We start from the raw sequence: 12,697 nt of genomic DNA on the forward strand, positions 1-12,697 counted from the left end.
TGCGAACTCATGGGGCGGTGGCAGCCAACGTCGATCGTGCCTAGGGTATCGCATTGAAAAGACTAAAGAAATCTTTCAAGGCCGTCGTTCGAATGCCGCTCACCATCCGTGCAAGATTGCGCGAGCGGGCGGTGTCGAGGGCGCCCCGATTCAACCTGACGGCCTGCGCCATCTTCCGCGAGGAAGCGCCGTTCCTGGCCGAATGGATCAGGTTCCACCAGAATGTGGGATTTGAACACTTCTATCTCTACAACAACTTCTCGACCGACGACTTCAAGGCGGTGCTGGAGCCGTTCATCCAGGAAGGGTTGGTCACGCTTGTCGACTGGCCGCGGCCCGTAGGGCAGTTGTCGGCTTATGAGGATTGCATCCGCAGGCGCTGGCATGAAGCGTTGTGGATCGGATTCTTCGATATCGACGAGTTTCTTTTCGCGCCCGACGGGCGCAACGTGCGCTCCGTTCTCGAAGCTTATCGCGACCTGCCGGGCGTCTGTGTCTGGCAAGCGTATTATGGCTCCTCCGGCCATGTCGAGCGGCCGCGAGGTCCGGTGGTTGAAGCCTATACGATGCGAGCCGGACCCGATATCACGACGGCCAAGACGATCGTCAACCCGCGCCTGGTCTACAAGCCGGGCGTCCATCTATCGAAATTCCTGGTCGGCGAAGGAATGGATACCCATCGACGGGCGATCATGCCCGGCATGCCTCCCAAGCTCGATATCTTGCGGATCAATCACTATTGGTCGCGTTCGCTCGCCGACCTCGATCAGAAAATCCGTCGCGGCGATGCGTCGACTTCCACGTTGCGCGATCGGGATTGGCATTTCGACTTCGAAAGCAAGCTCAACGTCGAGCGCGACGAAGCCATCCTGGCGGCGATGCGGCCCCCCCGCTAAGGCGCCTCAGGCGCCGTCCTCCCGTGGAAGCCTTGCAAATTCGCAGCCAAATATCAGATACGATCGATCGCGGCGGCGAACGGCCTTTGTCGAACGCAGGTGACATGTTCGCGAATCTGCGGCTATAGACGAAGCGGTGGGTATGGGGGATTGCCGTGAAGGCTCTTGTGACCGGGGGCGCCGGCTTCATAGGCTCGCATCTATGCGACCTGTTGCTGGCAAAAGGCCGAGAAGTAACATGTCTCGACAATTTCTCGACCGGCTCGGATGAAAACATCCGCCACCTCTCGGACAATGCGCGGTTCAGGCTGCTGAGGCACGACGTCACCACGCCCCTCGAGGTCGAAGCCGATGAGATTTTCAATCTCGCCTGCCCGGCCTCGCCCGTTCACTATCAGCGCATTCCGATCGAGACGACCAGGACCTGCGTCTATGGAGCGATCAACATGCTCGATCTGGCATACGCTTCCGGAGCCAGGATCCTTCAGGCATCGACATCCGAGGTCTATGGCGATCCGCAAGTCCATCCTCAGACAGAGGCCTATTGGGGCCACGTCAATCCGATCGGGCCGCGCAGCTGCTACGACGAAGGCAAGAGATGCGCCGAGGCGCTGTTCTTCGACTATTGGCGTCAGTCGAAATTACCCATCAAGGTGGTGCGCATATTCAATACCTACGGGCCCCGCATGCACCCGGCGGATGGACGCGTGGTCAGCAATTTCATCGTCCAGGCCCTGCGGAACGACCCGATAACCATCTACGGCGACGGAAGCCACACGCGAAGCTTCTGCTATGTCGACGACCTCGTTGACGCGATGGTTCGGATGATGGCGACGCCCGACGATTTCGTAGGTCCCCTCAACATTGGAAACCCAACGGAAGTCACGATCCTGGAATTGGCGGAACTGGTGTTGAGCCTTGTCGGCGGCAAGTCCAAAATCGAGTTCAAGCCCCTCCCGCAGGACGATCCCCGACAGCGGCAGCCCGACATAGATCTGGCGCGAGCGACGTTGGACTGGTCCCCTCGCGTTGCCCTCCAAGATGGGCTCGGCGAGACAGTCCGCTACTTCCGCCAAATTATCAACGGCAACTGACGGCCGGCGCCGGACAAGCCGGCAACTGAACCTCAGCCCCGCATCTTGCGCAGACGCCAGGCGTCGAGCGTCTCGTCGATGATGCGTTCGGGCACGTGGTCGAGCTCGAACACGGCCTCGATATCGAGCACGTCCAATTGATCGAGGAAACCGGCGGGGGTCTTGCCATGGCGCAGCCGCGCGGCGTCCTTTGCCGTGGTGACGAGGCGCAGCCCCTCCTGCCGGGCAAGCGCCAAGAGGTCGGCAAGCTCGTCCTGGGCGTAGAAATGATGATCCGGAAAGGCGTGCGAAAGCACGACTTCGCCGCCCGTCGCGCTCACAGTGTCGAAGAATTTCTCCGGATGGCCGATGCCGGCGAAGGCAAGGAAGCGGCCCCCGGCAAAGCGCGACGGATCCGCCGGCTCGACATGCGCCAGGAAGATCGGCCGGCCGGCGCGCGCCGCCTGGCGCACGACGCCGTCGGCTGCGGCCCCCTCGCCCATCTTCAGCAAGCCGCTGGTGAAGACCAGTTGATCGACGATTTTGGCGCGAAGCGGTCCGCCCGGGATGACACGGCCGTTGCCGACGCCGAAGCGGGCGTCGACCACGACCAGCGCATAGTCGATATGGACGCGCGCCGACTGGAAGCCGTCATCCATGATCAGGAAGTCGCAGCCATGTTCCTCGATGAGCAGCTTCGCGCCGGCGGCGCGGTTCGCCGTCACCGCGACCGGCGCATGTTCGGCCAGAAGCAGCGGCTCGTCGCCGACATGCTTGGCGGCGTCGTGATGCGCATCGACGACATGCGGCTTGGCGAACGAACCGCCATGACCGCGCGACAGAAAGCCGGGCGTGAGCTGCATGCGCTTGGCCTGTTTGGCCAAGGCGATGGCGACCGGCGTCTTGCCGCTGCCGCCGACCGTAAGGTTGCCGACGCAAAGCACGGGCGCCGCGACCTTCTCGCGCGGCGCGTGGCGCATACGGCGGCCGGCGACCAGCCCGTAGACCGCCGAGGCCGGCGACAGCGCCAGCACGCGCCAGTCCGGCTTTTCCCACCAGAACGGGGGCGCTTCGCTGGTCATTGCGTGGGTTCCACGCAATTTGGTTTTGCGCATGATCCTTTCCAAAAATCGGATTCGATTTTTGGGGTCATGCTCTAGCGTCCGTTCGCGCCTTTCAGGCGCGCCTTGACAACCAGCGGCTGGATGTAGGGCTCCAGCGATTTCAGCGTGCGGGCAAGCGCGCCGCGCATCTCGTCGACGGTGGCTGCACCGGCCGCCATCATTTCGTGGCGCGCCACTTCGTTGGTCAACAGGAAATTGACGGCGCCGGCCAGCATGTCGCGGTCACGCACCAGCTTGGCGCCGCCGCTGTCGAGCAGGCGCTGATAGGCCTCGCGGAAATTCTGCACGTTGCGGCCGGCAAGCACGGCGGTTTCAAGCATCGCCGGCTCGAGCGGGTTCTGGCCGCCTTGCGAGGTCAGCGAGCGGCCGACGAAAGCGATCTCGGTCAGCCGCAGGTAAAGGCCCATCTCGCCGATCGTGTCGCCGAGCAGGATATCGGTGTCGGGCGAGATGCGGTCGCCCTTGCTGCGCCTCGCGACCGTCAGCCCCATGCCCGAAATCTGCGCGGCAAGCGCGTCGGCGCGGTCGGGGTGGCGCGGCACGATAATGGTCAAAAGCCCATGATGGCGCCTGTGCAGGCTGGCATGGACCTCCGCGGCGACGACCTCCTCGCCGTCATGGGTCGAGATCGCCGCCCAGGTCGGGCGATTGCCGATCTGGCGCTGCAGCGTGGCCAGCGTCCGCTCGTCGACCGGCGGCGGATTGGTGTCGACCTTGAGGTTGCCGGAGACGGTGACCGGCCGGGCACCGAGCGCGCGAAACCGTTCGCCGTCGACATCCGACTGCGCGATGACATGGGCGAGGTTCTCGAACAGCGCCTCGGCAACGCCGGCGCGCTTCTTCCACGAGGTGAAGGAGCGGTCCGACAGCCGGCCGTTGACCAGAACCTGCGGCACATTGCGGGCGCCAAGTTCCAGGATGGTCATCGGCCAGATTTCCGATTCGGCGATGATCGCCAGTTCCGGCCGCCAGTGATCGAGGAAGCGGCTTACCGCGGGCTTGAGATCGAGCGGCACATACTGGTGGATGATGCGGTCGCCGAGGCGCTCGTCGGCGACCTTGGCCGAAGTCACGGTGCCTGTGGTCAAGACGATGTTGACGCCATAGTCGAGGATGCTCTCGACCAGCGGCACAACCGCGATCGTCTCGCCGACGCTTGCGGCATGGATCCAGATCACCGGCCCTTCCGGCCGAGGACGGCCGGCTACGCCATAACGCTCGCGGCGGCGGACCCGGTCCTCCTTGCCGCGCGAGGCGCGCCAGGCGACATAGGGTCCGATCAGCGGATAGGCGACCGCCCCCGCATAGCGGTAAGCCGTGAGGGCAGCACGCGCCCAGCGCTCGCTCATTTGGCGCCATCCACGAGGCGATAGGCCTCAGCCGTCGCGGCGTTGAGGGAGGCGGTGACCTCCTGGCGCTTGCGCTCCATCTCGGCATCGTCGGCGTCGGCTGGCACGAAGACCGGCGGGCCGACGATGACCGCGGAGCGGCCGAAAGGCAGGTTGATAGTCGTCTTGTCCCAGCTCTTCTCCAGCACCTTGCGGCGGCTGGTGGCGATGGCCGAGGGCAGGATCGGCCGGCCGGAAAGCCTTGCCAGAAGAACGATGCCAAGCCCGGCGTCGCGCGGCTTGCCGTTGGGTATGTCGGCGATCATGGCGACGTTCTTGCCGTTGGTGAGCGACTTCTTGAGCGCGATCAAGGCCTTGGCGCCGCCCTTGTCGAGATGCCTGGAATGGTTGCGGCCGCCGGAGCCGCGCACCGCCTCGATGCCGAATTTCCCGATCATCAGCGCCTGGAGCTCGGCGTCGGCGCTGCGTGAAACCATGGCGACCAGCGGCCGGCCCTTGGGGTAATAGGCAGGGGTCAGAAGATGCTGGCCGTGCCACAGCGCGATGATGCCGGGTTCAAGATGCGCATAAGCGCCGCCGGCTACCTGGGTCGAGCCTTCGACCAGCGGGCTGGTAAGGCGAATCAGCCGCAGGAACCAGGCGAACAGGTTGGCGATGAAGTTCTTGACGAAACTCGACTGCGCCAACGGCTCGCGGATGCGCCGCCACAGCGTGCGCGTTCCACCGCGTCTGGCGGCGCGCCGCTTGGTCGCCCCTTTCACCGCTTCATGCTCCACCGACGTCAACCGCCGACCTTCGATTCTGGATCGAGCAAACGGTGCAGATGAACAACGAAATAGCGCATATGGGCATTGTCGACACTGGCCTGCGCCTTGGCCTTCCAGACGCCAAGCGCGGTTTGATAGTCGGGATAGATGCCGACAATGTCGAGGGCGTCGAGATCACGGAACTCGGTTCCACCCAGCTTTTTCAGCTCGCCGCCGAACACCAGGTGCAAAAGCTGCTTCTTTCCGTCTTCCACGGCCATGCCGATCCTCGAATATTCATGAGTTTTGTGAAACGTTTAGACCAAAGCAGCCGGTTTTGAAACCGTGGACCGACTCACCCTTGGTCAAGCCCGGCAATGACGCCGGCAAGCACGCCGAGCAGTTCGCCGCTGCCGGCGGCGAGCGCGCCGTGGTTGATCACCTCGCCGGCATAGCGCGGCGGCTTGCCGGCGCGGTCGAGCAATGCGCCGCCGGCCTCGGTGAGGATCAGATCGGCGGCGGCGATGTCCCAGTCATGCGCGCTCGGCTTGACGAAGGTCGCGTCGAGCTTGCCGGCGGCAATCATCGCCAGCCGATAGGCAAGCGAGGGAATGTAAGCCGTCCGGCGCAGCCTGTCCTGCCAGGCTTGCGGCATCAAGTCGACAAGCGGCTTGGGCCCGCCGATATCGACGTTCTGCCCAAGCGGGCGCACATTGATGCGCTTGTCGTTGAGATAGGCTCCCTCGCCCGGCAGCGCCCAATAGGTCTCGCGCTTGGCCGGGCATTCGAGCACGCCGGCGAGCGAGCGCCCGTCCTCGACCACGGCGACGCTGACGCACCAGGAATGCAGGCCATCGAGGAAGCCGCGCGTGCCGTCGATCGGGTCGACAACGAAGGTGCGACGGGCCGACAGCCTGGCATGATCGTCGGCGGTCTCCTCCGACAGCCAGCCATAATCCGGACGCGCCCTGAGCAAGGTCTCGCGCAAATAAGCGTCCGCCGCATGGTCGGCCTCGCTCACCGGCGAGGTACCGCCCTTCATCCACACCTGCGGGTTGTTGCCGAAATAGCCCATGGCGATGACGCCAGCCTCGCTGGCGGCATCGCGCAGCAGAGCGAGATCCTCGCGGGCCTCGCTCGACGTCAGTTGGTCAAGCGCCGGCAAGGGTCATCCCCTCGATCAGGAGCGTCGGCGCCGCTGTACCGAAATTGCGGTCGAGGTCGCTCGCCGGCACCATGTTGAGGAACATGGTCTTCAGGTTCGAGGCGATCGTCACTTCGGCCACCGGATAGGCCAGCGCACCATTCTCGATCCAGTAGCCGGAGGCGCCGCGGCTATATTCACCGGTCACCATGTCGACGCCCTGGCCGAACACTTCGGTGACGAAGAAGCCGCGCTTCAGCGATGCGATCAAATCTTCCGGCGAACGCTCGCCCGGCTCGATAGCGAGGTTGGTCGAGGACGGCGAAACGGACGAGCCGCTGCGCGAACCGCGTCCATTGGTGATGAGGCCGAGCTCGCGCGCGGCTGAGGTCGACAGGAACCAGTGGTTCAAGATGCCCTTCTCGACCATCAGCAGCTTCTCGCCCTCGATGCCTTCGCCGTCGAAGGGGCGAGAGGCCTGGCCACGCCGCCGCAGGGGGTCGTCGGTGACGGTGATGGCGGCCGAAGCCACTTGCTTGCCCATCATGTCGCGCAGGAAGCTGGTTTTTCGGGCGACCGCGGCGCCGTTGATGGCACCGGCGAGATGGCCGGCGATGCCGCGCGCCACACGCGGATCGAACACCACGTCGACCGGGCCGGTCGCCGCCTTGCGGGCGCCGAGGCGGCGCACAGCACGCTCGCCGGCCTTGCGGCCGATGTCTTGCGGCGCGTCGAGATCGGCAAAATGCTGGCGCGAGGAGAATTCATAGTCGCGCTCCATCGCCGTGCCCTGACCGGCAATGACGCTGGTCGAGCGCGAGAAACGCGAGGCGACATACTGGCCGACAAACCCATGCGAGGTGGCGAGCACAAGGCCGCCCAGGCCAGCGCCCGCGCTGCTGCCGGACGAATTGGTGACGCCCTTGACGGCCAATGCGGCTTCTTCCGCGGCAAGTGCCGCTTCCTTCAGCTCGTCAGCCGACACCTCGGTCGAGTCGAAGAGATCGAGATCGCGCAGATTGCGGGCAAGCAGCGCTGGATCGGCGAGGCCCTGGAACGGATCTTCCGGTGAGACCTTGGCCATGGCCACCGCGCGCTCGGCAAGCGCCTTCGGGTCAGACGCGGCGGTGGCCGAGACGCTAGCCACACGCTGGCCGACGAAGACGCGCAGCGAGACATCCTCGCTCTCCGACGATTCGGTACCCTCGACCTTGCCCAGCCGCACCGACACGCCGGCGGAGCGGCCGCGCACCGTCACGGCGTCGGCGGCATCGGCGCCGGCGCGCCTGGCAGCCTCGACGAGCGCCGCGACGCGATCGGTCAATTTCGCTGCGTCGGGCTTGTCGATCATGCGGTTATTCCTGTTTGCTCAAGCGGTCTGTTAACAAGGGCAGTCCGTTAGGAAGGACAGTCCGTCAGGGTGGTCCGTGGTAGGATCGGCCCTGCCGCACCATCATGGATGCTGTCGCACCATCTATTGTTCCGCCGACGCTTGTGCAATGGCGGATGCGGCAATCTCAAGGCAAGCGCCGTGTTCGTGATGGATGCTTTGCCGCGGCGACGCGAAGGCGCGTTACTCGGCGACCGGCGCCCAGATGACATCATCGATCCTGGCGGCTCCCGTCGCAAGCATCACCAGCCGGTCGAAGCCCAGCGCCGAGCCGCTCGCCTGCGGCATGATGGCCAAAGCCGCCAGGAAATCCTCGTCCAGCGGGTAGCGCTCGCCGTAGACGCGCTCCTTCTCGTCCATCTCGGCGACGAAGCGGCGGCGCTGCTCGGCCGGGTCGGTCAGTTCGCCGAAGGCATTGGCAAGCTCGACACCGCAGCAATAGAGTTCGAAGCGCTCGGCAACGCGCGGATCATCAGCGCTCGGCCGGGCAAGTGCGGCCTCCGGAACCGGATAGCCGTAGAGGATGGTCGCCCGCCCCTGCCCCAGCGACGGTTCGATCTTTTCCACCATGACCCGGCTGAACAGGTCGGCCCAGCTGTCGTCGGGCGCGGTGCGCAGGCCGGCGCGGACCAGCGCTTCGTGAAGCGCATCACGGTCTGTGCTGCCGTCGACTGACACGGTCGCCAGAAGGTCGATGCCGGCATGGCGCGTGAAGGCCTCCGCCACGCTCAGCCGTTCCGGCTCGGCGAAAGGATCGGCCTCGCGGCCGCGGAAACGGAAGCTTTTGGCGCCGGCCTTTTCGGCGGCCAGCGCCAGGAATTCGGCGCAATCGGCCATCAGGCGCTCAACTGTATCGCCGACGCGATACCATTCGAGCATGGTGAACTCAGGGTGGTGCAGCGGCCCGCGCTCGCGGTTGCGCCAGACCGCGCCGAGGCTGAAGATGCGCTCCTCGCCGGCGGCGAGCAGCTTCTTGCAGGCGAATTCCGGCGAGGTGTGGAGATAGAGCGGCAGGCGCGATGCGTCCGGCCCGATCGCCTCGGTGGCGAAGGCTGAAAGATGCGCCTCGTTGCCCGGCGAGACCTGCAGCGCCGAGGTCGTCACCTCGACGAAGTCGTGTTCCGCGAACCAGCCGCGAAGGGCGATTGCAATCGCGTTGCGCGCCATCAGCCGTGGCCGGCGATCGGCATGGATATGCGGCGTCCACCAGGGCGAAGCGCCGGTCATGGGCAGGAAAATCGCCGGGAAGGCTGGCGGTTCGGCGCAAGATGCGCTAGGGCGCAGGCGAAGGCCGCCGTCGCCGATTTGTGGCGATCAATGCTTGCGGGCCGAAAAACTCGATTGGGATTGAATACCGTGGTCAAGGTCATCGCCAGTTCCTTACGCAAAGGCAACGTCGTCGATAAGGACGGCAAGCTCTATGTCATCCTCTTTGCCGAAAACATCCACCCTGGCAAGGGCACGCCGGTGACCCAACTCGACATGCGCCGCATCGGCGACGGGGTGAAGGTTTCGGAACGCTACCGCACGACCGAAATGGTCGAGCGCGCCTATGTCGAGGAGCGCGAGCATACCTTCCTCTACGCTGACGGCGAGGGCTTCCATTTCATGAATCCGGAAAGCTACGACCAGGTCGTGGCTCCCGAAAGCGTGGTCGGCGACATGGCTCCCTATCTGCAGGAAGGGATGGCCGTGCAGCTGGCGCAGTTCAACGACGTACCGATCTCGCTGGTGCTGCCGCAGCGCGCCACGTTCGAGGTGGTCGATACCGAGCCGGTCACCAAGGGCCAGACGGCGTCTTCCTCCTACAAGCCGGCCATGCTCTCCAATGGCGTGCGCACGGCCGTGCCGCCGCACATCTCCGCCGGCACGCGCGTGGTGGTGATGACCGCCGACGGCTCCTACGTCGAACGCGCCAAGGACTGAGCCCTACGGCAGCCCAATCGCCCGTGGCTCGCCTGCGACGAGGCGAGCCGGCCATCGGCATGTTTTGCCAGTCTGCTTTGCGCCTGATCTCGGCCGTATAGATCAGCTTTGCCGTTTCCTGAATGCTGACGTCAAACACAGCCAGCGGTTGCTACCTGACTTTGACGACGACCTTGCCCTTGGCACGCCCTGTTTCGACATAAGCCAGAGCCTCGTTGGTCGATTCGAAAGGAAAGACCCGATCGAGGACCGGGCGGATCGCTCCGGATTCGATAAGAGCGGTGATCTTGCTCAACTGGTAACCCTGCGCCCACATGAAAAGGAACGAGTAGTTCACGCCGCGGCGCCTGGCCTTGGTTCGAATGCCGCGACTTAGCAGGCGCAGCAGCGTCCTCAGCACCAGGTTCAACCCCTTTTCCCTGGCAAATTCGGGATCCGGCGGGCCGGAGATGGAGATGAGCTTCCCGCCTGGTTTCAGCACGTTCAGGGATTTTTCGAGCGTCTTGGCGTCCTGGCTGTTCAAGACGACATCGTAGCCCGACAAGACGTTCTCGAAGTCGTCTTTCCTGTAGTCGACGACGACATCGGCGCCGAGACCCTTGACCAGACCGGCGCTTGCCGCGCTGACCGTCGTCGCAACGGTCGCGCCGAGATGCTTTGCCAGCTGGATGGCGAATGTGCCGACGCCGCCGGAGCCGGCCTGGATGAAGACCTTCTGTCCTTTCCTCAGGTTCGCCCTTTCGACGAGCACCTGCCAGGCGGTCAGGCCGACCAGGGGGATCGAGGCCGCCTCTTCCATGCTGAGGTTCTTGGGTTTCAAAGCCACGTCGGCTTCATCCATGGCGATGAACTCGGCGAATGCGCCGATCCGGCCATCGCGCGCCCGCGCATAGACATCGTCGCCGGGTTTGAACTTGCGGACTTTCGATCCCGCGCGGATAACCGTCCCAGCAACGTCGTGGCCCAGAATGAAGGGCCGGCGATAAGGCAGGATGAGCTTGAACTCTCCGGTTCTGATCTTGGAATCCAGGAGGTTCAACCCTGCGGCGTGGACCTCGACCAGGACATCGCTGTCCCCGACGTTCGGCACGGGCATTTCGGCCAACCGCAGCATGCGCTTCTTGTTATATTTATCGACGACAAATGCCTTCATGGCAGTGACTTTCTGAAAAATGTTTCTTGATGTTCCGGGACCAGTCAAGCCGTCCCGAGACAGGCGTCAGGCCTCGAGGAAGGCCAGGGCTTTCGGGACGAAATCGGCATGGTTCTGGAAGACCCCGCCATGCCCGGCATCCCTGTAGATCACCAGTTGCGCCCCCGGTATGCGCCGGGCGAGATCGAAGGTGTTGCTGCTCGGCACCATCCTGTCGTGATCGCCGTTGGCAACCAAGGCAGGAATGCGGATGGCGCTCAGATCCTGCGGCGCCTGCAGTCCGTAAGCCTTGATCGCCTTGAGCTGCGCGCCGAACGCGCCCAGCGATATCGGCTTGTCCCGGTCGGCATGGCGCTCCGTCAGCCGTTGCAGGAAGGCCTTGGCGGCGCGGCGCCCATTCGGCGTCGTCGTGAAGAAGAGGTAGTATTTTGGATCGCGAAACGTCAGCGCGCCCTTGATCATGTCCACGATCGTCAGCGGCGTCACCTTGTCGATGCCTTCGCCACCGGCCGGACCGGTGCCGGCAAGGATCAGTTTGCGCACAAGCCCGGGTTCGGTCAGGACGATCTCCTGCGCCACGAAGCCGCCGAGCGAAAAGCCGAAGAGATCGACTTCCTCGAACCCCAAAGCCCTGACGAAGGCGACCGCATCGCGCGCCATCCCGGCGATGGTCGACGGCGTTTTGCCACCCGAAGCGCCAATGCCTCTGTTGTCGAAGGCGATCACCCGCCGGCTCTCTGCGAGGCCGTCGACGATGCGCGGATCAAAATTGTCCAGCTGGGCAGCGAGATGGTTGAGCAGGATCACCGGCACGCCCGTCTTGGGCCCGAGCTCCCGGTAGACAAATGCCGTGCCGTCGACATCGACGGAGCGCGTTGGCGTGTCCTGGAACGATGCCGGTGAGTGCGGCGACCGACTGAATGTAAGTGGCATGCTCGACTCCTCCGTCCCGTGCCGCCTGATCAAGTGTGTGGTGGTTGCCAGTCGCATGTGCGTGAAATCCTTCGCCGAATTGCTGTTCAGACCGGGAGGCGGAACTGTTTTCGCAAGCTCTTGTCGAATATGCCTGCAGGGGCAAAGCGGCGCAGGAGGCTGACCTGCCGCGCGGCTTTGCCCGCCGTGTAGCGCCGTCGCGGATGGGCATCGGTCGCCGCCTTGACGACCACCTGGGCCACCACCTCCGGCCGATCGGCTTTGGGCATCACATCGCTCAGCAGCGCCTTGAGCCCGGCTCGAGCCTGATTGTATTCCTTCAACAGAGAATCCGGCTCGATGCCGTTCTGGTCGAAGACGGTACGCACGAATGCCGGCTCGATGACCGAGACACGAATATTGAAGGCACGAACCTCGTGATCGAGCGATTCCGAATAGCCCTCAAGCGCGTGCTTGACCGCCGAATAATACGCTGAATACGGCGCCGGCACCAAACCCAACACCGAGCCGATGTTGACGATGCGGCCTTCGCCACGCCGCCGCATCGACGGCAAAACCGCATTGGTCATGCGGATGACACCGAACAGGTTGACGTCGAACAGCGCCTGCACCTGTGGAACCGAGAATTCCTCGGCGCCCCCAAGCAGACCGACACCGGCATTGTTGACCAGGAGATCGATCCGACCGGTCTGCGACAGCACCGTCGAAACGAGTGCGGTGACGGCCTCACCGTCGGTCACGTCGCATGCCAGCATCGTCACCCCGTCCGGGCCATTGTCGGCCTTGCGGCGGCTTGTCCCAAAGACAGTGAATCCCGCCCTCACCAAAGCCTCGGCGCTGGCGCGGCCGATGCCCGAAGAGGCTCCGGTCACGATTGCAGTTCTTCCCGAATTCGCTTTCATTTCGTGCTCCAAAATCGTGAGGGCTAGCTTTTCGCCACCAATTGAATTACACTCATAATAT

13 protein-coding genes are annotated in these 12,697 nt (G+C 64.1%); 3 read left to right on the top strand and 10 right to left on the bottom strand.

The window, feature by feature from the left end:
- The first annotated feature begins 92 nt into the window (after nt 1–92).
- On the top strand, nt 93–896 hold the full coding sequence (locus YU3_RS0120815; protein WP_036259054.1) for a glycosyltransferase family 92 protein: 804 nt from the start codon (nt 93–95) through the stop codon (nt 894–896).
- Between the two features lie 149 nt (nt 897–1,045).
- Entirely contained in the window at nt 1,046–1,990 is a 945-nt protein-coding gene (locus tag YU3_RS0120820; protein WP_027168066.1) for a UDP-glucuronic acid decarboxylase family protein, read from the top strand.
- 32 nt (nt 1,991–2,022) lie between these two features.
- Here YU3_RS0120820 and lpxK read toward each other — a convergent pair whose 3' ends face one another.
- From lpxK to epmA, 7 genes are all read right to left on the bottom strand, one after another.
- On the bottom strand, nt 2,023–3,051 hold the full coding sequence (gene lpxK / locus YU3_RS0120825; RefSeq protein WP_027168067.1) for a tetraacyldisaccharide 4'-kinase: 1,029 nt from the start codon (nt 3,049–3,051) through the stop codon (nt 2,023–2,025).
- 74 nt (nt 3,052–3,125) lie between these two features.
- The gene (gene waaA, locus YU3_RS0120830; RefSeq protein WP_027168068.1) at nt 3,126–4,442 is read right to left on the bottom strand and encodes a lipid IV(A) 3-deoxy-D-manno-octulosonic acid transferase; all 1,317 of its coding nucleotides are present in this window, start codon (nt 4,440–4,442) and stop codon (nt 3,126–3,128) included.
- On the bottom strand, nt 4,439–5,218 hold the full coding sequence (locus YU3_RS0120835; protein ID WP_027168069.1) for a lysophospholipid acyltransferase family protein: 780 nt from the start codon (nt 5,216–5,218) through the stop codon (nt 4,439–4,441). Before YU3_RS0120835 ends, waaA begins: the two co-directional genes overlap by 4 nt.
- A gap of 5 nt (nt 5,219–5,223) precedes the next feature.
- Entirely contained in the window at nt 5,224–5,469 is a 246-nt protein-coding gene (locus YU3_RS0120840) for a DUF4170 domain-containing protein (protein WP_027168070.1), read from the bottom strand.
- 74 nt (nt 5,470–5,543) lie between these two features.
- Complete coding sequence (locus tag YU3_RS0120845) at nt 5,544–6,353, bottom strand: 3'(2'),5'-bisphosphate nucleotidase CysQ (RefSeq protein WP_027168071.1); 810 nt, start codon at nt 6,351–6,353, stop codon at nt 5,544–5,546.
- Nucleotides 6,340–7,683, bottom strand: a complete 1,344-nt coding sequence (locus tag YU3_RS0120850) for a TldD/PmbA family protein (protein ID WP_027168072.1) — start codon at nt 7,681–7,683, stop codon at nt 6,340–6,342. Before YU3_RS0120850 ends, YU3_RS0120845 begins: the two co-directional genes overlap by 14 nt.
- A gap of 222 nt (nt 7,684–7,905) precedes the next feature.
- Nucleotides 7,906–8,949 carry an EF-P lysine aminoacylase EpmA gene (gene epmA, locus YU3_RS0120855; RefSeq protein ID WP_027168073.1) on the bottom strand — a complete coding sequence of 348 codons (1,044 nt, stop codon included), beginning with the start codon at nt 8,947–8,949 and terminating at the stop codon, nt 7,906–7,908.
- 129 nt (nt 8,950–9,078) lie between these two features.
- Between epmA and efp the strand changes: the two genes are divergently transcribed.
- Entirely contained in the window at nt 9,079–9,648 is a 570-nt protein-coding gene (gene efp / locus YU3_RS0120860) for an elongation factor P (RefSeq protein WP_027168074.1), read from the top strand.
- Between the two features lie 151 nt (nt 9,649–9,799).
- Here the strand turns inward: efp and YU3_RS0120865 are convergent, their stop codons facing one another.
- The 3 genes from YU3_RS0120865 to YU3_RS0120875 all read right to left on the bottom strand — a co-directional run bounded on the left by YU3_RS0120865 (nt 9,800) and on the right by YU3_RS0120875 (nt 12,636).
- On the bottom strand, nt 9,800–10,801 hold the full coding sequence (locus YU3_RS0120865; protein ID WP_027168075.1) for an NADP-dependent oxidoreductase: 1,002 nt from the start codon (nt 10,799–10,801) through the stop codon (nt 9,800–9,802).
- A 66-nt stretch (nt 10,802–10,867) separates the two neighbouring features.
- On the bottom strand, nt 10,868–11,734 hold the full coding sequence (locus YU3_RS0120870; RefSeq protein WP_027168076.1) for an alpha/beta hydrolase: 867 nt from the start codon (nt 11,732–11,734) through the stop codon (nt 10,868–10,870).
- An 86-nt stretch (nt 11,735–11,820) separates the two neighbouring features.
- Entirely contained in the window at nt 11,821–12,636 is an 816-nt protein-coding gene (locus YU3_RS0120875) for an oxidoreductase (RefSeq protein WP_027168077.1), read from the bottom strand.
- Nucleotides 12,637–12,697: the final 61 nt, after the last annotated feature.

Origin of the sequence: Mesorhizobium sp. WSM3224, assembly GCF_000427725.1 — a bacterium.
Classification (GTDB): Bacteria; Pseudomonadota; Alphaproteobacteria; order Rhizobiales; family Rhizobiaceae; genus Mesorhizobium.

Coding starts and splice junctions, on each gene's coding strand:
- waaA (WP_027168068.1), bottom strand. CDS start 4,442: ATGAGCGAGCGCTGGGCGCGTGCTGCCCTCACGGCTTACCGCTATGCG.
- YU3_RS0120870 (WP_027168076.1), bottom strand. CDS start 11,734: ATGCCACTTACATTCAGTCGGTCGCCGCACTCACCGGCATCGTTCCAG.
- epmA (WP_027168073.1), bottom strand. CDS start 8,949: ATGACCGGCGCTTCGCCCTGGTGGACGCCGCATATCCATGCCGATCGC.
- lpxK (WP_027168067.1), bottom strand. CDS start 3,051: ATGACCAGCGAAGCGCCCCCGTTCTGGTGGGAAAAGCCGGACTGGCGC.
- YU3_RS0120865 (WP_027168075.1), bottom strand. CDS start 10,801: ATGAAGGCATTTGTCGTCGATAAATATAACAAGAAGCGCATGCTGCGG.
- YU3_RS0120875 (WP_027168077.1), bottom strand. CDS start 12,636: ATGAAAGCGAATTCGGGAAGAACTGCAATCGTGACCGGAGCCTCTTCG.
- YU3_RS0120840 (WP_027168070.1), bottom strand. CDS start 5,469: ATGGCCGTGGAAGACGGAAAGAAGCAGCTTTTGCACCTGGTGTTCGGC.
- YU3_RS0120815 (WP_036259054.1), top strand. CDS start 93: ATGCCGCTCACCATCCGTGCAAGATTGCGCGAGCGGGCGGTGTCGAGG.
- YU3_RS0120850 (WP_027168072.1), bottom strand. CDS start 7,683: ATGATCGACAAGCCCGACGCAGCGAAATTGACCGATCGCGTCGCGGCG.